This is a genomic window from Streptomyces sp. SM18 (assembly GCF_002910775.2).
Classification (GTDB): domain Bacteria; phylum Actinomycetota; class Actinomycetes; order Streptomycetales; family Streptomycetaceae; genus Streptomyces; species Streptomyces halstedii.
In genome coordinates, this window is the sequence record NZ_CP029342.1 from 268673 (window position 1) to 294811 (window position 26139).

Genomic DNA, 26139 nt, shown 5'->3' on the forward strand with positions numbered 1-26139 from the left:
GGCGGGCCGGGCGACTCCCGTACGCCCCGGTCCGCGACCGGGCCTGCGGCCGCCCGCCGCCCGCACTCGGAGCCGGTGCCGGTCGGGCACCGGCTGGGAAGCGGCCCGGGGGCCCCGCCAAGGACACGCGGGAGCTACGCGCGGCAGAGACAGAACGGATGGCCCGCCGGGTCCGCGTACACACGGAAGTCGCGTTCGCCGCCCCGGTCGTCGAGGTCCAGCGGGGCCGCGCCGAGGGCCAGAAGCTCCTCCTGGGCGCGGTCGATGTCGTCCACCTCGAAGTCCAGATGAGCCTGCTGGGAGTCGTGGTCCCCACCCGGCCACTCCGGCGGCCGGTGGTCCGCGGCCCGCTGGAAGGCGATGCGGGCGCCGCCGGGTACGTGGAGCTCGTACCACCGGTCGGAGCCACGCCTGACCTCGCCGCCGAGCACCGCTTGGTAGAAACCGGCCAGGGCGCGGGGGTCGGGGCAGTCGAGGGCGACGAGGCGGTAGGTCGCGACGGGCATGGATGGTCCCTCTTTCCACGGGTCGGTCCTGACAGCGGCCACGAACAGGTGTCGCGGCCTCCCTGCTGGGTACGCACAAGGTACAGAGATTTGCCCGGCAATGCTCCGAAAGGAGTAAAAAATGTCTAATCCGCAGCAGCCCGAGCTACGACGCAGCGGACGGGGTGGCGCCACTCCCCAGGAGAGCGGGGCCCACAAGGCGGCCGAGCCGAAGACCTGGCAGGGCAAGGGCGGCCGGAGGCACGGCAGCGACCGGGGCGGCAAGGGCGGCGGACGCCCGCCGGAGCAGGCTCCCGACCATCCCTGAATTCACGCCCGCGGCGGGTGAACCGATCCGGCGAGCCCCCGCCCGGTCAGTCCGTCGTCGGGGCCAAGCCCCGTGATCCGCCGGACGGCGGCGCGCCGCCGTCCGCGAAGGCGCCCCGGCCGAAGACCTGGTCGGCGAAGCGTGTGCCGACGCGGCGGTGGGTGGCGGCGTCCGGGTGGAGTTCGTCGGGCAGCGGGAGTTCGGCGTAGTCCGCCTCGCCGTAGAGTTCACGGCCGTCGAGGTGGTACAGGTTCGGGTCGTCGGCGGCCCGCAGCCGGACCAGCGCGGCCAGTTCGTCCCGGATGACGCGGAGCGTCAGCTTTCCGGCGGCCCGTTCGGCGGGGTCGCCCATGGCCCGGAAGCGGAGCCGGCCGTCCGGCAGATCACTGAAGTCCGGGCCGCTCGGGCCGGGGGTGTCCTCGTGGATGGGGCACAGCAGGGGCGATATCACCAGCAGGGGGGCCGTGGGGTGTCCCTCGCGAATGGTGTCGAGGAAGCCGTGGACCGCCGGGCCGAAGGCGCGCAGCCGCATCAGGTCGGTGTTGACCAGGTTGATGCCCACCTTCACGCTGATCAGGTCGGCGGGCGTGTCCCGCATGGCGCGGGCGGTGAAGGGGTCGAGCAGGGCGCCGCCGCCCAGACCCAGATTGACCAGTTCCACCCCGCCGAGGGACGCGGCGAGGGCCGGCCAGGTGCTGGTGGGTCCGGCGGCGTCGGAGCCGTGGCTGATCGAACTGCCGTGGTGCAGCCAGACCTTGCGGCCCCGGTCCGGGACCGGCTCGGCCGGGGCGTCGGTACGCAGGGCGACCAGTTCGGTGGTCTCGTTGTGCGGCAGCCAGATCTCGACGTCCTTGGGCCGGCCGGGCAGTCCGGTGAAGCGGAGGGTGCCCGCCTCGCCGGGCGCCCACGCGGTGGTCCCGGCGGTCATGTCGATGGTCAGCGTGTTGCCGCCGCCGACGGTGCCGCGGCCCGCCGGACGGCCGTCGACGAGCAGTTCGTAGACGCCGTCGGGGCGCGGCGGGGCGCCCACGTAGAGCCGCTTGGTGGGCAGGGTGTCGAGCTCGACGGCGGTGGCCCGGGTGCGGAACGCCAGCCGGACGCCCGAGGGCTGCGCCTCGGCCATGGCCAGCTGCGGGTCGGCGCACTGGGCCCGCGCGCGGGCGGGCAGCCGGTGGGGCAGCACGCCCCGCTCGGTGTACTCCACGTCGAGGGCGCCCCGTAGCAGGGATGCCGTGACGGGCGTGGTGATCCAGCTGGGTTCGGTGTGCATGGCCTCAACCTGTTGATCGGAAGGTGTACGCGGTCCGGCCTCCGCGCTCCCGGACGCCGGTGCGGGCGGGTCTCACGTCGCGGGCCAGTTCCGCAGCAGCGCGTCGAGGGCGTCCAGGACGCGGGTCCAGGTCTCCTGCGTGTCGGGGGCGCTGTGGTCGAACCCGCCGCCCAGTTCCAGGGTGACGTAGCCGTGGAAGACGCTGCCCAGCAGGCGGACCGCGTGGGTCTGGTCCGGTTCGGTCAGGTCGTAGCCCCGCAGGATCGCCCGTGTCATCCGGGCGTGGCGGACGCCGGCGCTCGCGGCGGCGGTGGCCGGGTCCAGCCGGAGCTGGGCCGCGGCGTAGCGGCCGGGGTGCGCGCGGGCGTAGTCGCGGTAGACGTTGCCGAGGGCGGCCAGGGCGTCCTTGCCGGCCCGTCCGGCCAGGGCCGCGTCGCCCCGGTCGGCGAGTTCCTCCAGTGCGAGCAGGGCGATGCCCGTCCTGAGGTCCTGGGAGCTCTTGACGTGCGAGTACAGGCTCGCCACCTTGACGTCGAGGCGGCGGGCGAGCGCGGAGACGGTCAGCTGGTCGAAGCCGGCCTCGTCGGCCAGTTCCGCGCCCGCTCGCACCACTCGTTCGGTGGTCAGTCCGGCCCGCACCACGGCGTCTCCCTTGTTCGGTGGAGACCAGTGTGCATTTCCCTAAAGGCTTTAGGCAAATGGAAGAGCCGTCAAGGGAGCCGGTGGCTCAGCTCCACGCGCCCCGGCCGGCCCGCCACGGGCTTGAACACGGCCCCGGCCCTCGTTCGTCAGCACGTTCCGCGCCGCCGGGCCACGAGCACCGCGACGAGTACGGCCGCTCCGGCGGCGAGGAGTACTCCGGGCCTGCCCCGTACGGCCTCCAGCGCGCGCCCGGTGCCCTCGCGCACGGGTTCGGGCGTGCGGTCCTGGACCTTCTCGCCGAGCGTGCGGGCCGCTCCCGTCATCCGGGTCCGGGCCTGTCCGACGGCCTCCTGGGCCCGGTCCTGCGCCCCGGCGGTCTTCTCCCGCGCGCGGTCCTTGAGTTCGGCCGCCTTCTCCCTCGCACGGTGGCTCACCTCCTCCGTCCTCTCCTGCGCCCGGTCCCTGGCCTCGGTCGCCCTCTCCCCGGCCCGGTCCTTCAGCTCGGCCGCCTTCTCCCGCGCGCGGCCTCCGGGGCCGGCCTCGCCCGCGAGCTCCTCCGCCGTACGGCCGAGTGCGTCACGGGCCTCCCCCACACGTGTGCGGAGTTCGTCCGCGCCCGGCACGGGCCTGTCGTTCTTGTCCGTCATCGCCGTCCACTCTCCTTGTTCTCGGTCACACCGCTCTCCGTCCCTTCGAGGGCCGCCCGGGAGCGGGCCGGACGGCCGGGGTCCTGCCGCGCTCGCGCGGCGCGGACCTGGTTCCCGTCCGCCGGCGTGTGGCGGCATCCGCCGTCCCCGCTGTGTCGCACGACCCGCATCCGGCGCATCAGGTCGCGCGTCAGACGCCGGTCGACGGTGGTGCGCCACACCAGGCCCGGGTACCGCACCCGAAGGTGCGAGAGCGCCCGGGTCCCGAGTCCGCTGCGCCGGAAGCGCTCCTCCAGGAACACCCCGGTGATGACGCCCTCCGCGCACGAGGAGCAGAGCCGGTAGTCCACCTGCCCGACGACCTTGCGGACATGCACCAGGAGGAGGCACTGGGCGTCGCCCCCGTCCGGTGACGGCGACCGGACCAGTTCGACCTCGCGGTAGGCGAGCAGGCGCCGGTGCCAATCGCCTCTGCGGTGCCCGCCGAGCCGGTGGCGGCCGTGGCGGCGTCCGCCGGCGGTACGGGCGCGCGCCGCGCCGGATACGGATGGGGCCGACCGTGCGTCACTTCGCTGCATGCCCCCCGCCTGCCCCGCCGGACGTCACCGATGCGTCCTCGCCGGGGGACATAATGCGAAACGGAACCACGACAGCGAGCCCACGAAGGAGTCCGTCCATGGCACTGACCCGTCACGAACGTGAGCAGTTCCTCGCCGAGCCGCACATCGCCGCGCTGGCCGTGGCCTCCGGGCAGGAGGGCCGGGCCCCGCTCACCGTGCCGATCTGGTACCAGTACACACCCGGCGGCGACGCCTGGATCATGACGGGCCGCCACTCACGCAAGGCGCTGGCGATCGCCGCGGCCGGGCGGTTCAGCCTGATGGTCGACCGGGTGACACCCACCATCCGCTACGTCTCCGTGGAGGGCCCCGTCGTCGCGACACGGCCCGCCGTCCGCGACCAGCTCGTGGAGATGGCCTCGCGCTACCTGCCGGCCGAGAAGGTCGAGGCGTACACCGACTTCGCCTGGAGGGAACACGGCGAGCAGGTGGTCGTCCATCTGCGGCCCGAGCACTGGCTCGGCACCGACCTCGGCCAGGTCTGACGGAGCTTCGGGCGCGCCGCCGCGGGACCCGGGGGCGGCCTCAGGGATGCGCGCCGGGGCCTTCCCGGTGGGGCGCGAGGCGGGTCGGCGAGAGGGCGGTGTCCTCCTCGCCCGGCTCCAGGAGTGTGGCGGCGGGACCCACGACGAGCGGGTCCGGTACGCCGACGGCGTCGGGGTCCTTGGCCTCGTAGTCGACGCGGGCCAGCAGGCCGCGCATCGCTTCGAGGCGGGCCCGGCGCTTGTCGTTGCTCTTCACCACGGTCCACGGCGCGTGGCCGGTGTCCGTGGCACGGAACATGTCGATCTTCGCCGTGGTGTAGTCGTCCCAGCGGTCCAGCGAGTCGATGTCCGTGGGCGAGAGCTTCCACTGGCGCACCGGGTCGACCTGGCGGATCGCGAAGCGGGTGCGCTGCTCGGCGCGCGAGACGGAGAACCAGAACTTCACCAGGACGATGCCGTCGTCGACGAGCATCTCCTCGAAGACGGGGCACTGCCTGAGGAAGAGCTCGTACTCCCCGGGTGTGCAGAAGCCCATGACGCGTTCGACACCGGCCCGGTTGTACCAGGAGCGGTCGAAGAAGACGAGTTCGCCGGGGGCCGGCAGGTGGGCGACGTAGCGCTGGAAGTACCACTGGCCGCGCTCGCGGTCCGTGGGCTTGTCGAGGGCGACGATGCGGGCGCCGCGCGGGTTGAGGCGTTCGGTGAAGCGCTGGATCGTGCCGCCCTTGCCGGCCGCGTCGCGCCCCTCGCACACCACGACGATCCGGGCACCGATGTCCTTGGTCCACCGCTGGAGCTTGAGGAGTTCGATCTGCAGGACGCGCTTGACCCGCTCGTACTCCTTGCGCCGGACCTTGCGGTCGTACGGGTAGTTCTCCCGCCAGGTCTTGATCGGGCGGCCCGCCTCGTCGAGCAGGATCGGCTGTTCGGGCCTGCTGGTGTCGACGGTCAGGCCGTCCAGCAGCTGCTCGCTCACCTGGTCGCGGTCCACCGGGCCAGGGTGTCACCCGAACGCAGCACACGCCACCGGGCGCCGGCGAGAACTCACCGCCTTCCCGGCCCGGGGTTCAGTAGTCGCTCTCGATCCCGGTGACGACCGCCGGTCCCAGTACGGCGTCCTCGTCCGTGAGGCCGCTGTCGCGCAGCGCGGACTCGGCGAGCCGTGAGGCGCCGGCCTCGGCCCGCGCCCGGTCGGGTGCCGCGATCTCCAGCCGGACGGAGAAGGTGTTGTCGTCCTGGACCGTCAGCAGGTCCAGCTCCTCGGCCTCGCCCAGGTCGGTGTTCTGCGGGTCCCGGTGGCGCAGCCGGCGCTTCACGCCGGAGCGCTGTTCCTCCGTGACGTCGTGGAGGAAGGTGCCGGGCACGGTGATGACATAGGTGGTCACAGGGCCTCCAGGAGTGACGGCCCGGACGGGGTCCGGGCTTCGAGCCTGTCATGGGAGTGCCCCCGATCCGCGGCGTGAATCACGCGCGGACCACCTCGGGAACGGCCCCCGGGTGGCATCGGGCGGACGCGCCGTAACAGGGGGCCGAGCGGGTAGGCGCTTCGTGGGAGCCTCTCCCGGAGGCCGTGCCTTCCAGGGGTTCCGTGCCCGGGGGCGATGTCCGGGCACGGCTCCCGGAAGCCGCCTTCTGGATGTTGAGCGAGGGAGACGCTGTGACACGACCACGGGATACGTCGATGCGTGCGGTGGGCTGGGCCAGGTCGTTCCCGGTGGCCCGCGGCGTACGGGCGGGCCGCCACTGGACGCGGGAGCACCTGGAGTCCCTGGACTGGACGAAGGACGCGCCGGAGACCGTGGACGCGATCCTGCTCAGCGTGTCGGAGCTGATCACCAACGCGCACGTACACGCCCACAGCGACGCGCAGTTGGTGCTGACCTGGGACAGCCGTTGTCTGCATGTCAGCGTCCACGACGGCGATCCGGCCCCGCCGGCCCCGCAGGAGGCCGACGGCACCCGGACCGGCGGGCGCGGGCTGGCCATCGTGGACGCGCTGGCCGACAGCTGGTCCACCCGTCCGCAGGAGTCCGGCAAGACCGTCATCGCGTGCTTCGTGCCGCCCGGCGCCTCTCCGGTGCACCACGCGGAGCCCGCCGGCTGAACCGGGGCGGCCGCTCGCGGTGCCGACCGCCTGCCGTGGGGCGGACGGAAGAGGCGAGCCGCCGACGAGCACGCGAGGGCACGGGCCCTCGTTCCCTCACGAATCAGGCGAGTTGTACGGACGAGATGACCGCCGGGCCGTCACGGCGGCCCGTCCGCCTCACCGTTGCCCGCTGGGGACGCGCTCTTCCTGCCGGGCCGGAAGCCGGGTCCGGGTGCGCGCCCGTGCGAGCAGGCCCGCGGGGTCCGGCTCCGCCTGGAGCGACCTGAGCACCAGCAGCCACCAGTGGTCCAGCCGCGCCCCCCAGTCCCGGCCGCCCCGCATCTCGTCGGTCAGGGTGCAGAGCCCGAAGAAGGCGCACACGAGCGTGACGGCGGTGTCCGACGGGTCGATGCCGTCGGCGAGTTCGCCCCTCGCCCTGGCCTCCGCGAGCAGCCGTGTGGCGGCCAGCGCCCAGGCGTCGAACGGCGTGGGCACGGCGGCGTCGATGCTGCGGCGCTCCGCCCAGAGCCGCGCCCCGGCGCGCGCCACGATGTCCTCGCTCAGGGCCCGTGCGATGTCGAAACTCAGGACGACCAGTTTCTCCAGCGGGGGGATCTCCTGGCCGTCGTAGGGGGCGGCGAGCTGCGGCCAGCTGGCGAACTGCTCGCGTACGACGGCGAGTGCCAGTTTCTCCTTGCTGGAGTAGTGGAAATAGATCGCTCCACTCGTCCGCCCCGAATGGTCACTTATATCGTTGACACTGGTGCCCGCGTATCCGCGTTCGACAAAAAGATGTGCTGCGGATTCCAGTAGCACTCTGCGGGTCGCACGCGCCCTGTCCTGCACCTTTGTTCCACCCTCGCTCTTTTGTTCTACCGCCACGACATGAATGAGCCGCACCCTCCCCACCGGAGGGTGCGGTCGCGACGCGCGAAGATTTTATTATTCTTCGACTGTGCGTGCGCGCGTGCGACATCGAACAATGTGACGCGCCCGGGAGCGGAACCGTTCCACGCGTCCGCGCCCACCACCCGCACCGCACCCAGGACTTGGCCAAAGTACCTGTTCAGCACGCGTGTTGCGGCCCCGGCGGATGGCCTGGCCGCCACCCCGGACGCCTGAGCCCCGGCCGGCCTCCGTGTACCCGGCCGTTTCTTTGCACCCGAATTGGTGATTGCGGCACGTGAGCCCGTCAAATTAACGTAACGGTCACGATGTTTCGGGCTCTGCCGGAAACGACGGATTCCGTCCGTCGTGGCGCGCCCCCGGCGCAGGAGCCACATCGGTATGTGGCCGCAGAAGGCCACGCGACATCGCCCATTCCAGAAGCCGAGTGGATCACCCACCGCCCGGCACCGGCCCGTACCCGCGAACCGAACAGGTCGGTGCCCCTTCCGAGAACGGCAGACACATGACAGCTCATCGCATCCTCTCGTGGTCCCCTTCCGCCATCGTCTTCGACTGCGACGGCACCTTGATGGACACGGAAAGTCACTGGCAAGAAGCCCGCAACGTCACCTTCCGCTCGTTCGGTCTCAAGCCCCCGGCGGGGTTCGCCGACCGGGCCAAGGGGGTGCACTACGTGGAGTGCGGCGCCCTGATGGCGGAGGAGACCGGAAAACCGGACCTGGCCGAGGACCTGTCGGAGGCGCTCCTGGACAACTTCACCGCCCTGGTCGACGAGAACCCCGTCACCATGCCGGGCGCGGCGTCCCTGGTCCGGCTGGCCGCCCGCCACCGCCCGCTCGCGGTCGCGAGCAACTGCCCGCGGGAGATGGTGGAGTCCTGCCTGGACCGGGCCGGGCTGCTGAGCTGCTTCGGCCATGTGGTGGTCGCCGGCGCCAACGTGCGGCCCAAGCCCCAGCCGGACGTCTACAGCGTCGCCGCGCGCCTCTGCGGTGTACCGCCGGAGGACGCCCTCGCCGTGGAGGACTCGCTCACCGGCATGGAGTCGGCCCGGCGGGCCGGTCTCCGCGTCCTCGGCACCGGCCCGTGCCCTCCGGGGCCCGACGCGGACGCCGCCGACCTCTGGGTCTCCAGCCTCGCCGATCCCGATCTGGTGTCCTGGGCGCGTACCCACATCGGTGCGTGAGGCGGACCGGGCCGGGGCCGGCCCTCACCGGGGCGGCCCCGGGTCACGGCCCGGCGGTCAGACCGCGTCGGGAAGATACGGTGCCAGGGCGTGCACCGGGCCCGCCGCGGAGGCGAAGAACAGGGCGACACCGACCGCGCCGGGGTCGGGAATGCCCGTCACCCGTTCGCCGAGGTAGCTCGCCCGTCCCATGCGCGCCGACAGCCCGGCCGTGTCGTGCACCCCCTGCCAGGCGGCCTCCGCCGCACGGGCCAGGGCGCGGCCGGGAGGCGTCCCCTCGGACGCCCGGAGCGCGGCCGCGGCCGGGGTCAGCGCGTCGACCAGCGTCTTGTCGCCGGGCGCCGCGTCGCCCACCCGGCGAATCGCCGCGAGTCCCTGCTCGGCGCCCTCCGCGAGCCCGGCCGCCGTGAGGCCGTCCCCCGACGCCGCCCTGCTCAGGGCCTGGAAGAGCAGGCCGAACAGCGGCCCGCTGGTACCACCGATCTCGTCCAGGAAGGCCGTGGCCATGAATCCCAGCGTCGCCGAGGGACCGGACCCCTCTCCCTGGGCGTCCAGCAGGCGCTGGGCGGCCCGGACCCCGGCGGTGAGGTTGTTCCCGAAGTCCCCGTCACCCACCCGCTGGTCGAGTGCGGTCAGTTCGGCCTCGGTGGCGTACACCGAATCGGCGAAGCGGTGCATCCAGTCCCGTGTCAGCGTTCCGTCGAAAGCGGCCGTCGTCATGGTCTCGTCCTCCTGCTCCAGTCACCGGCTGCCGGGACCCCGGCGGCTGTACCGCTCACCAGCGCAGCGCCGCGGTGTGCACGGGCGCGTCGTAGAAGGCCAGCACGGCGGGGTCGGCCACCAGCAGGGTCAGGGAGAAGCCCCGCATGTCGAGCGCCGTGACGTAGTTGCCGACGAGATGGCGGGCGAGCCGGACGCGCCGGGCGTCGAGCACCCGGCCCATTTCGCCGAAGATCCCGTACAGCTCCAGCGAGGTGACCGATCCCAGGCCGTTGACGAGGGCGACGACCGGTTCGTCCGCTCCCGGGCGCAGCTCGGCCAGGAGGGCTCCCGTTATGTCCTCGACCAGCGCCCGCACATCCCCCTGGGGCCGTGTGCGGTCGGCGCGTTCGCCGTGTATCCCCACGCCGTATTCCAGTTCCCCGACCGGCAGGGAGAACGCCGGTTCGCCGGTGCCCGGGGCGTGGTGCGCCGCGGAGGCGGCCGCGAGCGTCCGGCACCGGCCCACCATCGCCGTGCCCAGCTCTGTCAGCTCCTCGATCCCCAGCCCCGCGTCGGCGGCGCCGCCCAGGATCTTCTCCACCAGCACCGTGCCGCCCGTGCCCCGCCGTCCGGCGGCGATCTCCTCGGAGTCCGAGGCCAGGTCGTCGTCGACGAGGACCCGTGCGCAGGTGATGCCCCGGTCCGCGAGCCGTTCGGCCGCGATACCGAAGTTGATCCTGTCGCCCGTGTAGTTCTTGACGATGTGCAGCACACCGCCCGGCCGGGCCGCCGCCAGGGAGGCCCGGTAGATCTGCCGGTTGTGCGGGGAGGCGAAGACCCGCCCCGGACAGGCGGCGTCGAGCATCCCGGCTCCGACGTACCCGGCGTGCATCGGCTCGTGTCCCGACCCGCCACCGGAAAGAAGTCCTACCCGGCGCGCCGGTGCGGTGTGCCGGGCGGTGACGTATCCGTCCGAGGCGTCGAACTCGACGAGGTCCGCGTGCGCGCGGGCGAAGCCGGTGAGCGCGTCGGGGACCAGATCGTCGGCGCTGTTCTCGAAGTACCTGGCCATACGCGGCGCCCCTTCCGTCCCCGGCCGGGAACGGCCGGATGAGACGACCTCCGGATGAGATCTCCATGGTCATGTGACCATAGGATTGCGGCAACTCGCGGAGAGTACCGGACCGTCGCCACCCACCGGAAGAGGCCCGTAATCAGGCATTGTCCGGTTGCCCCGAATGCCTCACCCGGTCTGCGCGTCGCCGCCGGTCCAGCGCACGCAGGAGAGCACGACCACCAAGGGCCAGAACGCTTGTGCGAATGTCACGACGCGCTCGGCGGCCCCGGCCGTGTCGTTGACGAACAGCGCGAGCAGGAACCAGCCGCCCCCGAGCCACATGAGCCCGGAGGCCATGAGCGACGGCCTGTGCCGCAGCCCCCACGGCGCGGCGGCCTCCGCCGGAACGCGGCCGGAAGCCGGTGGAAGGCCGGGAGCCGACGGGAGGCCGGGAGCCGGTGGAACGCCGGGAGCCGGTGGGGGGTCCGAGGGCCCCGGGCGACCGGGGCGCCACGCGTGGCCGGGGCGCCGTACCGCCAGCACCGGCCACAGGGCGAGGAGGGCGAAGCCGACCGCGACCACGGTCCCGTGGTCCAGCGATCCGCCGCTGGCGGGCGCCGGAAAGAGGGCCAGCAGCATGGCCGACAGTCCACCGCCGCCCAGCGCCACCCGGCCCGCCCGTGCCGCCGGGCGCAGTCCGCACGCCGTGACCACATCGCAGACGCCCAGACCGACCAGGGCCGAGGTCATCACCCAGTACCCCTGGGCGCCGTCGGAGGCGAGGATGCTGATCGTGGCGGAGCCCGGGTCGTAACCGGGTCCCTGGAGGACCGCCGAGACGGTCCAGCCGCCGACCAGGAGGACCGGTGCGCAGGCCGACGAGAGCAGGGCCCACCAGGGGACGGAACGCATCGGCTCACGGTAGGACGTGCGGGCCCGCGACCGGTGCCGCACACGCGGGATCGCGCGGGCCGGACCTGATCGAGGGCCCGGCCGGCGGACACCCCCGTGAGGTGGCACCGGGTGTCAGGACATCACGGCGCCATCTCGTACGCCCCGGCCAGCGCCTCCACACGCTTCCAGACACGTGCGGCACGTGCCTCGTCCGCCACCGGGCGCCGCACCGCGCCGAGGGCCCAGTCCTGCTGGGCCGGGGTGGCCGATTCCTTGCCGTGCAGTTCGACGGCGTGCGCGGAGAAGTCGCGGACGAGGACGGAGAACAGTTCGTCGAGCACGTCCGTGTCCAGGGCCGTCGCGTGGGCCTGTTCCAGGATCAGCTGACCGTGGACGACCAGGGCGAAGAGCTGGCCGACGGAGAGCAGCAGGTCGAGGTCGCGGCTCTGCTCCTCGTCGGGGGCGGCGGTGCGGACGAGGTCGCACAGGGCGTCCGCCTGCTGCCGGAAGCGGGCCACGTTGGGGACACCGGCGTAGGCGTCGAAGGCCGGGCGCCAGTCGTGGAACCGGATGGAGCCCAGCCCCCGGGCGGGTCCCTGGCGGAAGAGGAAGGCGTCGTCGGCCGCGTCGAGACGGGCCGGCACGGGTGCGTAGCCGGCCGGATCGAGCAGGTGGTTGCGCAGGAACTTCAGGATGAGGGCCAGGTTGACGTGGACCGTGCCCTCCAGCTTGGGCAGGCTCCGGATCTCGACGGCGGCCTGGGCGAAGTAGGTGTCCTTCTCGAAGCCCTTGGCGGCGATGACGTCCCACATCAGGTCGATGACCTTCTCGCCCTCCGTGGTCACCTTCATCTTCGTCATCGGGTTGAACAGCAGGTACCTGCGGTCCTCGGGCCCGGCGGAGCGGAAGTAGTCGGCGGCGCGGTCGCTGAAGAGCTTCATGCCCGCCAGCCGGACGTAGGCGTCGGCCAGTTCGCGGCGTACGTGCGGGAAGGCGGTCACCGGGCGGCCGTAGAGGATCCGGTGGTGGGCGTGGGTGACGGCCTCGTACATCGCGTGCTCGCAGATGCCGATCGAGGCGGTGCACAGGTTGAACTTGCCGACGTTGACGGTGTTCAGGGCGGCGTCGAAGGCGGCGCGCCCGGTGTGCAGGATGTCGTCGGCGCCCACGGGGTAGTCGGCCAGGCGGAACTCGCTGACGTACTTCGAGGAGTCCACGACGTTCTTCACCAGGTGGTAGGCCGGGTGGCGGCTGTCGGCCGCGAAGAAGACGTACCCGTCGGGGCCCTCGACGTCGGCGCGGCGGCCGAAGACGGAGACCAGACCGGCGGCGTTGCCGTTGCCGATGTAGTACTTGGAACCGGAGGCCAGGAAGCCGCCGTCGCCGTCCGGGGTCAGCAGCATGTCGGTGGAGTAGATGTCCGCCCCGTGGGTCCGCTCGGACAGGCCGAACGCGAACACCTCGCCCTGGTCGAGGAGTTCGGCCGCCCGGGTGCGGGCGGCCGCGTTGTCGCTCTGCCAGACCGGGCCGAGTCCGAGGATGGTCACCTGCCAGGCGTACCAGTAGTCGAGTCCGTAGAACCCGAGGATCTCGTTGAGCGCGGCGATGCGGGCGGTGTCCCACCGCTGGTCCTCGCGCCGGGCGGCGGCGGACGGGGTGAGGAAGGTGGCGAACAGCCGCTCCCGGGCGGCGAAGTCGAGGAACTCGCCCAGCCAGGCGCGGGAGCGGTAGTCCTCGGTCAGCCGGCGTTTGCCACGGGCCTCGAACCAGTCGACGGTGGCGCGCAGCAGTCTGCGGGTCTCGGGGTCGAAGTGCGCCGGGTCGTAGGTGCGCGGGTTGAACAGCAGCGGGTCGGTCATGGCGGTCCGCCTTCCGGAGGTCGTGGGTGTTCAGGGGTGCCGAGGGCCGGTCTCAGGCGGGCGGGGCGTTCCGGCCGAGCCGGTGGAGGGTGGCGAGCACGTCGTCGAGCCAGGCGATCGTCATGCGCTCGTACGCGATGCCGCCGCGCAGCACGACGTGCTGGAGCTCCCGCGCGGCGTCGGGCGGGGAGGGCGCGCCGGGGCCGGTGAAGTCCCGCCGCTCCCCGGCGAGGTAGTGCGCCAGCCGGTCGCCGTGGACCCGGTGGTGGCGTTCGACCTCGTGGATCAGCGCGGCCGGGTCGTCGAACGCCGCCCCCCGGATCTTCACCGCGAGGTCGTGGCGCAGGCTCTCGGGTTCGATCGGTTCGTGCAGCCACGCGGCGAGGACGGCGCGGCCGGGTCCGGCGACGGAGTACTCCTTCTTGTCCGGTCGCCCCCGCTGGGGCACGTCGCGGACGTCGAGGAGGCCGTCGCCCTCCATGCGCTTGAGGACGCGGTAGATCTGCTGGTGCGTGGCCGTCCAGAAGTAGCCGATGGACCGCTCGAAACGCCGTGCCAGTTCGTAGCCCGAGCCGGGCCGTTCCAGCAGGGAGACGAGGATCGCGTGGTCGAGGGCCATGACCCGATCGTTCTATGCAACTCGTTGCATAGCAAGGCCGCGCGGACGGGTGAGACACGGCTCACGCGGGAGGCGCGGCCCCTCGGCGGGGTGGCGCGTCGGCAGGGCGGACGGAGCGGACCCGGCGCCGCACACTTCCGGCCGAGGCACGGCGCACGCGGGGCGCACGCCAGGGGCGCGCGGACCAGCGGTCGCGCCCCCGGAACGGACCCCGCACCCATGCGTGGCAAATCGGCCATCTCCTCCGCTCCAGGCGTACAACGGACGGGACCGGGTACAGGGGTGGCACCGCGTGCCATGCCGAGCCGTCGCGCGAAGCGGTACCCCCGAGGCGCGACGCCCCGTACGCGCCAAGCGGTACCCAGGACCTTCTCTCCACCCCGAGGAGTACGTGCTGTGCTGACCCCCAGACCGCAGGATCTTCGCGTGGCCCTCGCCCGCTACGCCGACGCCCGCATCGAGGACGACCGCCTGCCCACCGACGCCACGGCCCGCGCCGTCGAGGACGCCGCCTACACCCTGTGCGTGCTCACCGGCACCCAGGACGTCCCGCAGGCCATCGCCCTCGCCGACTCCCTGCTCGCCCGGCCGGCCACGGTCCGGCCGGCTCCCCGCGCCACGGACCCCCAGCAGGGGGACAACCTCCAGACCGCCTGAGCCGCCGCCGGACGGCCGGGACCCCCGCCGGTCCCGGCCGTCCGGCACGCGCGTCCTCCTGTCGGCCCGCGCGCCGACAGCCTCTACTCTGGGGCGAGTTGATCACCTGTTGGCTCGACACACCTGGAGTTCGCGATGGCCGGACCGGAGAACGACAGCACCTCCCTGCGCATCGACACCAGCCGCCCGCATCCCGCCCGGATGTACGACTGGTTCCTGGGCGGCAAGGACAACTACCCGGTGGACGAGGCGATGGGCCGGCAGATGCTGGCCGTCGAGCCGGGGGTGCCGGTCATGGCGAAGGTGAACCGGGCCTTCATGCACCGCGCCACCAGCTGGCTGGCCGGACAGGGGATCAGGCAGTTCCTCGACATCGGCACCGGGATACCCACCGAGCCCAACCTCCACCAGGTGGCGCAGCGGACGGCGCCCACCACCCGGGTCGTCTACTGCGACCACGACCCGATCGTGCTGGCGCACGCCGCGGCCCTGCTGAAGGGCACCCCGGAAGGCGCCGTCGACTACGTCCAGGCCGACGCCCGGGACGTCGACGCCATCCTCGAACAGGCCGGCCGGACGCTGGACTTCACCCAGCCGGTCGGCCTGTCGCTGATCGCCCTGCTGCACTTCGTGAGCGACGAGGACGGGGCCTACGCACTGGTGGACCGGCTGGTCTCCGTACTGGCCCCGGGCAGTTACCTGACGATCTCCCACCTCACCGCCGACTTCCACCCGGAAGAGGCCCGCAAGGTGGACGAGATGTACAAGGCGAACGCGCTCACGCTCGCCCCGCGCACCCGTGAGCGCTTCGCCGCGTTCTTCGAGGGGCTCGACATCGTCGAACCCGGCATCGTGGCCGGCGAGGCCTGGCATCCGGAGCTCGGCGCCCCGGTCCCCGGCCAGGACGACATCGTCAGCGCGGGCTATGTGGCGGTGGCCCGCAAGGGCTGACCCGCCACCGGCCGGGGCGCGCGGTGGCCGACAAGGCGCTGTTGACCGTGCCCGCGGCCGGTGGTGATGCTCGGTGGGTCCGCCGAGTGACTGGAGGTCACACGATGACGACCACGGCCGAGCAGGCGCCCCTGCCCTACCCGTTCAACGAACCGGCGGGGCTGGGGCTGTCGGAGGCGTACCAGGAGGCCCTGGAGCGACCCGGTCTGTTACGGGTCCGGCTTGCCTACGGTGAGCCGGCCTGGCTGGCCACCCGGTACGCCGACGCGCGGCTGGTCCTCGGTGACCGCCGCTTCAGCCGGGCGGAGGCACTGCGGCACGACGAGCCGCGCCAGTCGGAGGGCAGCCGGGACAGCGGGATCCTGAGCATGGACCCACCGGGGCACACCCGGCTGCGCACCCTGGTGGCCAAGGCGTTCACCGTGCACCAGGTGGAGAAGCTGCGCTCGTGGGTACGGGAGCTGACGCGGGACCTGCTGGACGAGATGGAAGCTCTGGGCGCGCCGGCCGACCTGGTGGAGCACTACGCGCTGCCGATCCCGGTCGCCGTGATCTGCCGCATGCTCGGTGTGCCGGAGGAGGACCGGCCGAAGTTCCGGGTGTGGAGCGACGCGGCGCTGTCCACGAGCTCGCTGACGGCCGAGGAGTTCCTGCGCAGCCGGGAGGAGCTGCGCGCCTACATGGCCGGGCTGGTCGAGGAGCACCGGCGCCGGCCCCGGCCCGATCTGATGACCGGGCTGATCGAGGCCCGCGACACCGGTGACCGGCTCAGCGAGCTCGAACTGATCGACCTCTGTGTCGGGATCCTCGTCGCGGGCCACGAGACGACCGCCACGCAGATCCCCAACTTCGTGTACGCCCTGCTCGGCCACCCGGACCAGATGGCGCTGCTGAGGGAGCGCCCGGACCTGGTCCGTGGGGCCGTCGAGGAGCTTCTGCGGTTCGTGCCCCTGGGCAGCGGCGCCGGCTTCCCCCGGTACGCCACCGAGGACGTGCGGGTCGGCGGGACCCTGGTGCGGGCCGGTGAGCCGGTGCTGGTCGCGGTCGGCGCGGCCAACCGCGACGCGCTGAAGTTCGACGCGCCGGGACGGCTCGACGTCACCCGCACCGGCGTGCAGCACCTGGGCTTCGGCCACGGGGTGCACCACTGTCTCGGCGCGCCGCTGGCCCGGCTGGAGCTCCAGGAGGCGCTGGGGGCCCTGCTCACGCGCTTCCCGGGCCTGCGGCTGGCGGGCGACGTGGAGTGGAAGAGCGAGATGCTCGTACGGGGGCCGCGCGAGATGCCGGTGGGGTGGTGAGGGCGGTGTCCTGGACGACCGAGGTGGACCGGGGTCTGTGCATGGGGTCAGGCATGTGCGCGGGCCTCGCGCCCGAGCTGTACCGACTGGACGACGAGGGCCGGGCGGCACCGCTGCGCGACCGGATCACCCCGGACGAACGCGCCCTGGACGCCGCGGACTCGTGCCCCGCGGCGGCGATCCTGGTGCGCGAGGGCGGGCGGTTGATCGGCCCGCGCCCCTGAGCGGGCGGTCGGCCGGCCGCGCCGCGGCGCGACGGGCGGGGTGCGCGGGTGGTGGGGCCGCGGCACGTCCGGACGCCGGGCGGCCTCCTGGGACCCGGACCGGCCGGTATTGCATGTAGTGACCACATATCGAGACGCGTTTGCGGCGCCCCGGCCCCCGGGCGTCTCATCGCGCCTGTGCGAACCGAACAGAAAGCCCCACACCAGCCAGGATCCGACGACAGGGCGGCGAGGCTGGCCGTCACCGTGTTCCCCGTCCTCGTGCTGCTGGCGGGCGCGGCCGGTCTCCTGACGCCGGGGGCGTTCGCGGGCTGGACGGAGTCGGTGCCCTATCTGCTCGGCGTCGTCATGTTCTGCATGGGACTGACGATGACCCCGCTCGACTTCAAGGGGGTGGCGCGGCGCCCGTGGGCCGTGGCCATCGGACTGGTCGCCCATTACGTGATCATGCCGGGCCTCGGCTGGATCATCGCCCACGCGCTCGGGCTGCCCCCGCAGCTGGCCGCCGGTGTGATCCTGGTCGGCTGCGCCCCGAGCGGCACGGCCTCGAACGTGGTGACGTTCCTGGCCCGCGGCGATGTGGCGCTGTCGGTCTCCGTGGCCACCGTCTCGACCGTGCTCGCGCCGCTGGTGACCCCGCCGCTGACGCTGCTGCTGGCCGGCGCGTACCTGCCGGTGGACGCCGGTTCCATGATGGCGGACATCCTCAAGACCGTGCTGCTCCCGGTGATCGGCGGTCTGCTGGTGCGGCTGTTCGCGGGCCGGTTCGTCGACCGGGTACTGGGCGTGATGCCGTGGCTGTCGTCGCTGGCCGTGGCCGCGATCGTCTGCGCCGTGGTGGCGGGCAGCGCCGACGCCATCAAGGGGGCGGCCTTCAGCGTGCTGCTCGCCGTCGTGCTGCACAACGGTCTCGGGCTCGCCCTCGGGTACGGAGCGGGCAAGGTCACCGGGCTCGGGCGCCCGGCGAGCCGGGCCATGGCGTTCGAGGTCGGCATGCAGAACTCCGGGCTCGCCGCCTCCCTGGCGACGGCCCACTTCAGCCCGCTGGCCGCCCTGCCCGCGGCCGTGTTCTCCGTGTGGCACAACGTCTCGGGCGCCCTGGTCGCGGCCTGGATGTCGCACAGCTCCCGGCGCGACCAGGGCGAAGCGGCCGGTACCCGCCCCGCCACCGCCACTCCCCCGCGCGCCCCCGCCGAGGAGGTCTGAGGCCGGGAATTGACAGGCCGTCACGGCGCGGTTTGGGTAGGGAGACCGATCGCACCGCCACGCCTGAGTGAGGACCCGACCCTGATCTCCCACGACCCCGGCACCGGCCTCTGGCTGCTGTCCACGCCCCACACCTCGTACGTGCTCCGGGTGGACGAGACCGGGGCTCCCCGCCATGTGGCCTGGGGGCCCCGGCTGACCCCGGCCGAGGCGAAAGGGCTGGCCACCCCGCTCCCCGGACCCACCGACAGCTTCGAGGGCACGACGGGGGTGGGCGAGGAACTCCCGGTGGACGGCGGTACCCGCTACGGACCGCCCTCGCTCCAGGTCCGGTACGCCGACGGGTCCCGCGCCTTCGCGTGGCGGCCCGAGCACCACCGGGTCCACCGGCCGGAGCCGGGCACGCACGACCTCGAACTCACCTTCCGGGACCAGGTCCATCCGCTGCGGGTCGTCCTGCACTACCGCGTCAGGGAGGACAGCGACGTCATCGAACGCCGCGTCACCGTGCGCAACGACGGCGACACCCCCGTGCGCCTGCTGCGCGCGGACTCCGCCGCGTGGACGCTGCCCGCGCTGCCCGGCTACCGCCTCAGCCATGTCACCGGCCGGTGGTCCGCGGAGAGCCGGCTGCACAGGGAACCGCTCCCCCACGGCGAGACCGTCCTGACCAGCCGCCGGGGTTCGACCAGCCACCACGCCAACCCCTGGGTGATGCTCGACGACGGCGACACCACGGAGGACCGGGGCCGGGTGTGGAGCGCGGCACTGGCCTGGAGCGGCACCTGGCGCATCACCGCGCAGCACACGCACGACGGCAGGGCCGGCTTCACCGGCGGGGCCGGACACGACGGGACGGCGCTTCCGCTGCGGCCGGGCGAGGAGTTCGTCTCGCCGGTGTTCTCCGGACTGTTCAGCGAGGGCGGCTTCGGCGGCGCCGGACGCGCCTGGCACGAGCACATCCGCAGCCACGTCCTGCCGCACGGCGACGAGACGGCCCCCGTGCTGTACAACTCGTGGGAGGCGACCGGCTTCGACGTCGACGAGGCGGGTCAGAAGGCCCTCGCCGCCCGCGCCGCGCGGCTGGGCGTCGAACTCTACGTCCTGGACGACGGCTGGTTCGGCGGCCGGCGCAGCGACCGCGCCGGACTCGGCGACTGGACCCCGTCCCCGGACCGCTTCCCCGACGGCCTGGGACCGCTGGCCGCCGAGGTACGCCGGCTGGGCATGCGGTTCGGCCTCTGGGTCGAGCCGGAGATGGTCAACCCGGACAGCGACCTGTACCGCGCCCACCCCGACTGGGTCCTGCACATCCCCGGCCGGGACCGCACCGAACTGCGCAACCAGCTGGTGCTCAACCTGGCGCGGCCGGACGTCGCGGAGTTCACGTACGGCTGGCTCGACCGTCTGGTCACCGAGTACCGCGTCGACTTCCTGAAGTGGGACATGAACCGCGCCTTCAGCGAGGCGGGCTGGCCCGGCGAGGAGGACGGCCACGACCTCCTGTGGACGCGGTACACGCACCACCTCTACGACATCCTCGACCGGCTCCGGGCCCGCCACCCCGGGCTGCGCGTCGAGTCGTGCAGCGGGGGCGGCGGCCGTGTGGACCTCGGCATCCTGGCCCGCACGGACCAGGTGTGGACCTCGGACAACACCGACGCCATGGACCGGATCACGATCCAGCACGGCTTCGGTCAGATCTACCCGCCCCGGGTGATGGGCGCCTGGGTCACCGACGTGCCCAACCAGCTCACCGGCCGGTCGGTCCCGTTGCGCTTCCGGTTCCATGTCGCCATGGCCGGGCTGCTGGCCGTGGGCGGCGATCTCCACACCTGGTCCGAGCGGGAGATGGAGGAGGCCGCCGCGCTCGTCGCCGAGTACAAGGCGGTGCGCCACCTGGTGCAGCGGGGGACGCTGCACCGGCTCGCCGGCCCCGGGAGCGAGGAGACCACCGTCGTGCAGTACGCCGCCCCGGACGGCGGCGAGACGGTGCTGCTCCTCTGGCGGTGCGTCCCCCGACACGGCACGCCCCGGCGTCCGGTCCGGTTGCGGGGCCTCACCCCTGGGGCGCGCTACCGCGACACGCGTACCGGCGCCGTGCACCACGGGGCCGTGCTGGAGGGGTACGGGCTGGACGTCGAGCTGCCGCCCGGCGACTGGGCCAGCGCCCTCGTCCACCTGGTCCTGGAGCCCTGACCGCGTGCCCGGACGGTCCTGCCGGTGGTACGGGCAGGACCGCCCGGGCGACGCGGGCGGGGTCAGCCGGTGTACTGGGCGACGACCCGGGTGAAGTCCCACGGCTGCTGCGAGACGCCGGAGCAGCTGTCCGCCCCGCCGCCGGTGCACGGCCGGTCCCGGTTGACCGACCAGAACGTCAGCCGTGCCAGGTGGCGCTGCTGCGCGTAGCCGAGGATGGTCCGGAAGTCCGCGACGGTCACGGTCTCGCCGTTGTCGGTGATGCCGTTCATCGAGGAGATCCCGGTGTGCCGGTAGGCCTGGTCGTCGGAGTACCCGTAGGCGTTCTTGACCGCCGTCTTGAGGCCCTCGGCGGCGCGCACGGTGAGCTGGCCCATGTTCTGGCCCGCTCCGCCGAAGTTGAACGGCATGATCGTCCAGCTGTCCACGGTGAGGCCGGAGGCGGCGGCCCTGCCGATCAGGCTGCTGTCGGGACCGTTCTGGCCGGTGCCGAAGGTGACGTACACCTTGATGCCGGGGTTGTTCGCCCTGACCGTCTTGAGCGCGTCCACCGTGCGCTGCTGGACGGCGGGGCTGTCGTACGCCGCGGCCTCGATGTCGATGTCGATGGCCTTGAGACCGTAGGCGTTGATGACCTTCTGGTACGCGGCGGCCAGTTCGCCCGCGCTGGAGCAGGAGCTCTCCAGTTTGTTGCCGCTCCAGCCGCCGAAGGACGGGATGACGTCTCCGCCGGCCGACCGCACGGTGTTGACCGTCTGCTGGTCGACGCCTCCGGTCAGCGGCCGGCTGCCGTCCCACTGGGGGTTGCAGTAGCCGTTGCTGAGGACGAAGGCGAGGGTGAACCACTTGACGCCGGTCGCGTTCATCACGGTGGTGGGGCTGGGCGGGCTGCCCCAGCCGTTGTAGAGGTACGGGGCCACGGCCATGGCGCCCGGACCGGGGGGTGTGGTTCCGCCGCCGCTCGGCGCGGTCCACTTCTGGTTGGCGGTGCCGCCGCACGTCCAGATCTGCAGCCGGGTGCCGTTGGCCGAGCTGTTGCCCGTCGCGTCCAGGCACTTGTCCGCCTGCGGGTTCACGATGTCACGGGCCGCCGGAGTCGCCCACTGCTGCGCCGCCGAACCGTTGCACTCCCACAACCGCACCGGCGTACCGTCCGCCGTACCACCCGACGCCACGTCAAGACACTTGCCCAGCGCGCGGATCGTCCCGTCACCCCCGGCCGTCCACTGCTGCGCCGCCGTACCGTTGCAGTCGTACAACTGCACCGCCGTCCCGTTCGCCGACGCACCTCCCTCCACGTCCACGCACTTGCCGCCCAGACCGGTGATCTGGCCGGTGGCCGTGGCCGCGCCGCTCGCGGGGGCGGCCGTCAGGCCGGTGAGGAGGGCGGCGGTCACGGCCGCCGTGCTCAGCAGCCCCCGGGCCACGGGCCTCGCCGAGGTCCTCGTGGTCATCGGGTCACCGTCCACTTCTGGTTGGCGGTGCCGGCGCACGTCCAGATCTGGAGCCGGGTGCCGTTGGCCGAGCTGTTGCCCGTCGCGTCCAGGCACTTGTCCGCCTGCGGGTTCACGATGTCACGGGCCGCCGGAGTCGCCCACTGCTGCGCCGCCGAACCGTTGCACTCCCACAACCGCACCGGCGTACCGTCCGCCGTACCACCCGACGCCACGTCAAGACACTTGCCCAGCGCGCGGATCGTCCCGTCACCCCCGACCGTCCACTGCTGCGCCGCCGTACCGTTGCAGTCGTACAACTGCACCGCCGTCCCGTTCGCCGACACACCACCCTCCACGTCCACACACTTGCCGCCCAGACCGGTGATGGGTCCGCCGCCACCCGGCTGGCCGCCCCCGTCGGTGCTGACGCGGACGTAGTCCACGACGAGCTTCTGGGGCAGGGGGGTGCTGCCGTCGGGGTCGCCGGGCCAGTAGCCGCCGACCGCGAGGTTGAGGATGACGAAGAAGGGCTTGTCGAAGACCCACTGCCGTCCGCCGAGGTCGGCCGGGGTGCGCCGCTGGTAGACGGTGCCGTCCACGGACCAGGTGATCGCGTTCGGGCTCCAGTCGACCGCGAAGGTGTGGAACGCGTCCGCGAACGCCTGCCCGCCGGGCAGGGTGTAGCCCGCTCCGATGCCGTCGGAGCCGGAGTAGCCGGGGCCGTGCAGGGTGCCGTGGACCGTGGAGGGTTCGAAGCCCACGTTCTCCATGATGTCGATCTCGCCCGAGGAGGGCCAGCCGACCTGGCCGATGTCGTTGCCCAGCATCCAGAAGGCGGGCCAGATGCCCTGGCCGCGCGGGATCTGCATCCGGGCCTCGACGCGGCCGTAGGTGGTGGTGAACTTGCCGGCCGTGTTCAGCCGTGCGGAGGTGTACTCACACCGGCCGTACCAGCACTGGTAGTTGTCCGGGTTCTCCTTGCGGGCGGTGATGACCAGGTGGCCTTGTCCGTCGAGGACGGCGTTGCGGTTGCCGGCCGTGTAGTACTGCCGCTCGTGGTTGTTGACGTTGTCGCCGGTCTCGATCTGCCACTTCCCGCCGTCCACGGCGGAGCCGGCGGGCCCGTCGAACTCGTCGGAGAAGGTGACGGCCGCCGCGGCGGCGGTGCGCGCGGGAGCCTCGGCGGCCGGCGCGCCCGGCGCGAGCCCGGCGGACAGGGCCGTGAGGGTCAGCGCCGAGACGAGCGAGAGAAGCAGACGTCTGGACAGGCGTGGGGAGTCCATGGTTGCCCTTCATGGGACGACGAGCGGATCCAATATGCCATGGGCATGACAGATCGCGGGACGAAGCAGGAACGACACGGGCCCTCGCCGGAGGGGACGGACGGGTGGCGACGACTCGCCCTGCGGGGGGCTTAGTTCACTACGCGATTTAAGAAGTGAACGATGAAGCTGTCAAGGGGCTGGTATGGACCAGACACCTGAACGCGGGTTCGACGTCGTGTCCGGGCCGTGCCGGTACGAGCGGCCCGGGACGGCGTCCGGCACGGCCGGCTCCTCACGCTCCGGCGGTGGGCGCGAACCAGGTGGGGCCGTCCGTGAGCGACTGCTTGATCCGGAACAGCGAGAACTCGCTCAGCGGCGGGAGCGTGTCCACCGGGAACCAGCCCACCTCCAGCGACTCGTCGTCGTTGACCCGCGCCTCGCCCCCGGTGGCCCGGCAGCGGAAGGTGAGGTCGAGGTACTGGCAGTGGTCGCCGTTGGCGTACCGCACCGGCTTCAGCGCCTGGGTGAGCACCACCCGCTCCGCGACGCAGCGCACGGCGGTCTCCTCGTACACCTCACGTTCCGCGGTCGCCGCGGGCTCCTCGCCGGGCTCGGCGATGCCGCCGATGACCGACCACCTGCCCGTGTCGGACCGCTGGTTGAGCAGCACCCTGCCCTGGTCGTCGAAGACGACGGCGGTGACGCCGGGCAGCAGGAGCAGCTGGTGGCCGGCGGTGGCGCGGATCTCGCGGATGAAGTCAGGAGTAGCCATGCGTGGAGCCTACGGGGCCGCCGGGACGTCCCCGGGTCCCGCCGTCCCGTCCTTCCTCGCCCGCACGGAGCGCACCACCACCCAGCCGAGGCCCGCCACCGCGACGAGCGCGAGAAGGCCCTCGGGCAGGGCTCCCATCCGGGTCGCCGGGGTCAGCGAGGACCGCAGCGGCACCTCGTCGACCAGAGCGGCGGGGGTGAACATCTCCGTCTTCTCCACGACCGTGCCGTCCGGCCGGATCACCGCGCTCACACCGCTGGTGACGGGCACCACGACGGACCGCCCGTGCTCCACCGCCCGGACCTGGGACATCGCGAGCTGCTGATAGGTCATCTCGCTGCGCCCGAAGGTGGCGTTGTTGCTCGGTACGGCGATCAGCTGGCCCCCGTGCTTCACGGTGTCGCGGACGGCGTCGTCGAACGCGGCCTCGTAGCAGGTGACGAGCCCGACCTTGGTGCCCGCCAGGTCGAACACCCCGACCGTGTCGCCGGGGCCGAACTCCCGCTGGACCCGGTCGACGTCCTTGCTGAAGACCCGGACGAAGGACCGCATCGGCATGTACTCGCCGAACGGCTGGATGTGCCGCTTGTCGTACGTGTCGCCGGGGCCGCTCTCCGGGTCCCACTGGATCAGCGTGTTGCGGAGGCTCCCGGTGTCGGGGGTGAGGACCGCCCCGACGACGGTGGGCGCGCCGATTGCCCGCACGGCCCGGTCGATGACGTCGCGGGCGTCGGCGTTGCGGAACGGGTCGAGGTCGGAGGAGTTCTCCGGCCAGAGCACGAAGTCCGGCTGCGGCACCTTGCCCGCCTTCACGTCCTGGGCGAGCTGCTCGGTGCGCGCGGCGTGGTTGTCCAGGACGGCCCGGCGCTGGGAGTTGAAGTCGAGGCCCAGGCGCGGCACGTTGCCCTGGATCGCGGCGACGGTGGCGGTGCCGTCCTCGGCCGAGTCGTCGACGAGCGGCAGGGACGCGAGCGCGGCGAGGGCCGGTACGGCGACGGTGGTGGCGGCCGCGGCGACGGCCGCCCGGCGCACGGTGCCGGAGGCCCGGTACCGGTGGACCTGGCGTGCCGCTTCGAGGAGCCCGAAGCCGCACAGCACCACGGCGAAGGAGAGCAGGGGGGTGCCGCCGAGCGCGGCGAGCGGGAGGAACGGGCCGTCGGCCTGGCCGAAGGCGATCTTGCCCCAGGGGAAGCCGCCGAACGGCACCCGGGCCCGTACCGCCTCGTCCAGGGTCCAGACGGCAGCCCCCCAGAGGGGCCAGTACGGCAGGCGGGAGACGGCGGCGATGCCCACGCAGCCCACCGCGACGAACAGCGCCTCGGCCAGCGCGAGCGCGAGCCACGGGACGGGCCCGACGTCCTCCCCCGTCCAGTGCAGCAGCGGGAGCATGAACCCGAGGCCCGCGAGGAGGCCGAGGCCCAGGGCCGCGCGGAGCCGGCGGGCGGACAGGACCCAGCCCAGCAGGGCGAAGCCGGGAAGCACCAGCCACCACAGGGGGCGGGGCGGGAAGCTCAGGTACAGCAGGACGCCGGAGAGGACGGCGGCGGCCGGCCGGACCAGCCTCGGCCCGTGCCTCCCGCCGCGGGACACGGGGGCGGGCTGCGGTTCGGCGGTGGTGATGGTGGCGCTCACCTGCCGGAGTCTACGGTGCGCCGCTGTGCGGGCGGCGTGGCGCGGGACGGCCGTCGTGCGCCGCCGGAGCGTTCCCGGCGGCGCGGTCAGGGCGTGGTGGGCTTCTCGGCGGCCGGCGCCAGGTGCAGCCGGTCGCGGATGAACCGTACGGCGGCCTCCGCGTCGTCCACGGTGACGGTGAACCTGCGGCCGTCGCCCAGCGCGAGCACCAGGGCCTCCCCCCGGCGCACGACCACGGCCGTGCCCTTCTCGGGGCGCCAGCGGTACCCCCAGCCGCCCCACTGTCTCGGGGTGACCTGGGGGGCGAAGTCGGCGTCGACCACATGGGCGAGCAGGATCCGGCGCCGGGGCAGCCCGATGTGGCCGCAGCGCACCTCCAGGGCGTCACCGTCCACGGTGACGGCCACGTGGACGAAGGCGAGCGTGCCGAAGAGGATCAGCAGTCCGGCGGCCAGGCACCCGATGACCGCCATCAGCAGCGGGGCGAAACCGGAGGTCCAGGCGGAGTCGACGGCGAGCTCGACACCGAGCGCCATGCATCCCACGCCCACGGCCGCGAGCAGCCACTGGAAGCGGTTGGTGGCCCGGCCCGTCCAGACCGTCGCGGGGGTCTGGTTCGAACCGTGCCGCGTGTTGCCGGGGTGGTCCGTCATGCGAAGCAGCGTACCCAGGATCCGCTCCGCCGGTACCGGCACCGGCTCGGCGCGCGCCCC

28 protein-coding genes are annotated in these 26139 nt (G+C 72.9%); 10 read left to right on the forward strand and 18 right to left on the reverse strand.

What is annotated here, in order from left to right:
* Positions 1-134: 134 nt before the first annotated feature.
* Positions 135-506: a VOC family protein gene (locus tag B9S64_RS01125; protein WP_103491510.1), complete on the reverse strand. Its 372-nt coding sequence runs from the start codon at positions 504-506 to the stop codon at positions 135-137.
* 121 nt (positions 507-627) lie between these two features.
* On the opposite strand from B9S64_RS01125, the gene B9S64_RS01130 reads away from it, so the two are divergent.
* Positions 628-813 carry a hypothetical protein gene (locus B9S64_RS01130; protein WP_103491509.1) on the forward strand — a complete coding sequence of 62 codons (186 nt, stop codon included), beginning with the start codon at positions 628-630 and terminating at the stop codon, positions 811-813.
* A gap of 46 nt (positions 814-859) precedes the next feature.
* Here B9S64_RS01130 and B9S64_RS01135 read toward each other — a convergent pair whose 3' ends face one another.
* From B9S64_RS01135 to B9S64_RS01150, 4 genes are all read right to left on the reverse strand, one after another.
* Positions 860-2083 (reverse strand): GDSL-type esterase/lipase family protein, encoded by a 1224-nt coding sequence (locus B9S64_RS01135; RefSeq protein WP_103491508.1) that lies wholly within the window; start codon positions 2081-2083, stop codon positions 860-862.
* A gap of 72 nt (positions 2084-2155) precedes the next feature.
* Positions 2156-2725 (reverse strand): TetR/AcrR family transcriptional regulator, encoded by a 570-nt coding sequence (locus B9S64_RS01140; RefSeq protein ID WP_103491507.1) that lies wholly within the window; start codon positions 2723-2725, stop codon positions 2156-2158.
* 146 nt (positions 2726-2871) lie between these two features.
* Positions 2872-3372, reverse strand: coding sequence for a DUF3618 domain-containing protein (locus B9S64_RS01145; protein ID WP_103491506.1), 501 nt, complete (start codon positions 3370-3372; stop codon positions 2872-2874).
* Positions 3369-3950, reverse strand: a complete 582-nt coding sequence (locus tag B9S64_RS01150; protein WP_103491505.1) for a hypothetical protein — start codon at positions 3948-3950, stop codon at positions 3369-3371. Before B9S64_RS01150 ends, B9S64_RS01145 begins: the two co-directional genes overlap by 4 nt.
* Before the next feature lie 98 nt (positions 3951-4048).
* Here B9S64_RS01150 and B9S64_RS01155 point away from each other — a divergent pair, with 98 nt between their 5' ends.
* Positions 4049-4477, forward strand: coding sequence for a pyridoxamine 5'-phosphate oxidase family protein (locus B9S64_RS01155; RefSeq protein ID WP_103491504.1), 429 nt, complete (start codon positions 4049-4051; stop codon positions 4475-4477).
* A 40-nt stretch (positions 4478-4517) separates the two neighbouring features.
* Here the strand turns inward: B9S64_RS01155 and ppk2 are convergent, their stop codons facing one another.
* Positions 4518-5468 carry a polyphosphate kinase 2 gene (gene ppk2 / locus B9S64_RS01160; RefSeq protein WP_103491503.1) on the reverse strand — a complete coding sequence of 317 codons (951 nt, stop codon included), beginning with the start codon at positions 5466-5468 and terminating at the stop codon, positions 4518-4520.
* A gap of 76 nt (positions 5469-5544) precedes the next feature.
* Entirely contained in the window at positions 5545-5862 is a 318-nt protein-coding gene (locus B9S64_RS01165; RefSeq protein WP_103491502.1) for a hypothetical protein, read from the reverse strand.
* Positions 5863-6158: 296 nt separating this feature from the next.
* On the opposite strand from B9S64_RS01165, the gene B9S64_RS01170 reads away from it, so the two are divergent.
* The gene (locus B9S64_RS01170) at positions 6159-6581 is read left to right on the forward strand and encodes an ATP-binding protein (protein ID WP_103491501.1); all 423 of its coding nucleotides are present in this window, start codon (positions 6159-6161) and stop codon (positions 6579-6581) included.
* A 159-nt stretch (positions 6582-6740) separates the two neighbouring features.
* On the opposite strand, the gene B9S64_RS01175 is transcribed toward B9S64_RS01170, so the two are convergent.
* A complete protein-coding gene (locus tag B9S64_RS01175) occupies positions 6741-7409 on the reverse strand; it encodes a ScbR family autoregulator-binding transcription factor (protein ID WP_181012309.1) in 669 nt (222 codons plus the stop codon).
* Positions 7410-7974: 565 nt separating this feature from the next.
* On the opposite strand from B9S64_RS01175, the gene B9S64_RS01180 reads away from it, so the two are divergent.
* Positions 7975-8655 (forward strand): HAD family phosphatase, encoded by a 681-nt coding sequence (locus B9S64_RS01180; RefSeq protein ID WP_103491499.1) that lies wholly within the window; start codon positions 7975-7977, stop codon positions 8653-8655.
* A 57-nt stretch (positions 8656-8712) separates the two neighbouring features.
* Here B9S64_RS01180 and dhaL read toward each other — a convergent pair whose 3' ends face one another.
* The 5 genes from dhaL to B9S64_RS01205 form a co-directional block, all read right to left on the reverse strand.
* The gene (gene dhaL, locus B9S64_RS01185; protein WP_103491498.1) at positions 8713-9375 is read right to left on the reverse strand and encodes a dihydroxyacetone kinase subunit DhaL; all 663 of its coding nucleotides are present in this window, start codon (positions 9373-9375) and stop codon (positions 8713-8715) included.
* A 55-nt stretch (positions 9376-9430) separates the two neighbouring features.
* Positions 9431-10429, reverse strand: a complete 999-nt coding sequence (locus B9S64_RS01190; protein WP_103491497.1) for a dihydroxyacetone kinase subunit DhaK — start codon at positions 10427-10429, stop codon at positions 9431-9433.
* Between the two features lie 171 nt (positions 10430-10600).
* Positions 10601-11326 (reverse strand): DUF998 domain-containing protein, encoded by a 726-nt coding sequence (locus B9S64_RS01195; protein ID WP_103491496.1) that lies wholly within the window; start codon positions 11324-11326, stop codon positions 10601-10603.
* Positions 11327-11448: 122 nt separating this feature from the next.
* Positions 11449-13167 (reverse strand): acyl-CoA dehydrogenase, encoded by a 1719-nt coding sequence (locus tag B9S64_RS01200; protein WP_103491495.1) that lies wholly within the window; start codon positions 13165-13167, stop codon positions 11449-11451.
* A gap of 52 nt (positions 13168-13219) precedes the next feature.
* Complete coding sequence (locus B9S64_RS01205; protein WP_093530691.1) at positions 13220-13786, reverse strand: PadR family transcriptional regulator; 567 nt, start codon at positions 13784-13786, stop codon at positions 13220-13222.
* A gap of 396 nt (positions 13787-14182) precedes the next feature.
* Between B9S64_RS01205 and B9S64_RS01210 the strand changes: the two genes are divergently transcribed.
* The 6 genes from B9S64_RS01210 to B9S64_RS01235 all read left to right on the forward strand — a co-directional run bounded on the left by B9S64_RS01210 (position 14183) and on the right by B9S64_RS01235 (position 20321).
* Positions 14183-14443: a DUF5133 domain-containing protein gene (locus B9S64_RS01210; RefSeq protein ID WP_028441813.1), complete on the forward strand. Its 261-nt coding sequence runs from the start codon at positions 14183-14185 to the stop codon at positions 14441-14443.
* Between the two features lie 135 nt (positions 14444-14578).
* On the forward strand, positions 14579-15394 hold the full coding sequence (locus B9S64_RS01215; protein ID WP_103491494.1) for an SAM-dependent methyltransferase: 816 nt from the start codon (positions 14579-14581) through the stop codon (positions 15392-15394).
* A gap of 104 nt (positions 15395-15498) precedes the next feature.
* Entirely contained in the window at positions 15499-16692 is a 1194-nt protein-coding gene (locus B9S64_RS01220; RefSeq protein WP_103491493.1) for a cytochrome P450, read from the forward strand.
* The gene (locus B9S64_RS01225) at positions 16689-16916 is read left to right on the forward strand and encodes a ferredoxin (protein WP_109491939.1); all 228 of its coding nucleotides are present in this window, start codon (positions 16689-16691) and stop codon (positions 16914-16916) included. Before B9S64_RS01220 ends, B9S64_RS01225 begins: the two co-directional genes overlap by 4 nt.
* Positions 16917-17093: 177 nt before the next feature.
* The gene (locus B9S64_RS01230) at positions 17094-18122 is read left to right on the forward strand and encodes a bile acid:sodium symporter family protein (protein ID WP_103490352.1); all 1029 of its coding nucleotides are present in this window, start codon (positions 17094-17096) and stop codon (positions 18120-18122) included.
* Positions 18123-18263: 141 nt separating this feature from the next.
* Positions 18264-20321, forward strand: a complete 2058-nt coding sequence (locus B9S64_RS01235; RefSeq protein ID WP_258037786.1) for an alpha-galactosidase — start codon at positions 18264-18266, stop codon at positions 20319-20321.
* Positions 20322-20383: 62 nt separating this feature from the next.
* Here B9S64_RS01235 and B9S64_RS01240 read toward each other — a convergent pair whose 3' ends face one another.
* The 5 genes from B9S64_RS01240 to B9S64_RS01260 all read right to left on the reverse strand — a co-directional run bounded on the left by B9S64_RS01240 (position 20384) and on the right by B9S64_RS01260 (position 26079).
* The gene (locus B9S64_RS01240) at positions 20384-21775 is read right to left on the reverse strand and encodes a chitinase (RefSeq protein ID WP_109492204.1); all 1392 of its coding nucleotides are present in this window, start codon (positions 21773-21775) and stop codon (positions 20384-20386) included.
* Positions 21772-23040: a glycoside hydrolase family 16 protein gene (locus tag B9S64_RS01245; RefSeq protein WP_103490353.1), complete on the reverse strand. Its 1269-nt coding sequence runs from the start codon at positions 23038-23040 to the stop codon at positions 21772-21774. Before B9S64_RS01245 ends, B9S64_RS01240 begins: the two co-directional genes overlap by 4 nt.
* Positions 23041-23314: 274 nt before the next feature.
* Positions 23315-23794 carry an NUDIX domain-containing protein gene (locus tag B9S64_RS01250; protein WP_103490354.1) on the reverse strand — a complete coding sequence of 160 codons (480 nt, stop codon included), beginning with the start codon at positions 23792-23794 and terminating at the stop codon, positions 23315-23317.
* A gap of 9 nt (positions 23795-23803) precedes the next feature.
* Entirely contained in the window at positions 23804-25426 is a 1623-nt protein-coding gene (gene lnt / locus B9S64_RS01255; RefSeq protein ID WP_103490355.1) for an apolipoprotein N-acyltransferase, read from the reverse strand.
* 86 nt (positions 25427-25512) lie between these two features.
* The gene (locus tag B9S64_RS01260; protein WP_103490358.1) at positions 25513-26079 is read right to left on the reverse strand and encodes a hypothetical protein; all 567 of its coding nucleotides are present in this window, start codon (positions 26077-26079) and stop codon (positions 25513-25515) included.
* Between the last annotated feature and the right edge of the window lie 60 nt (positions 26080-26139).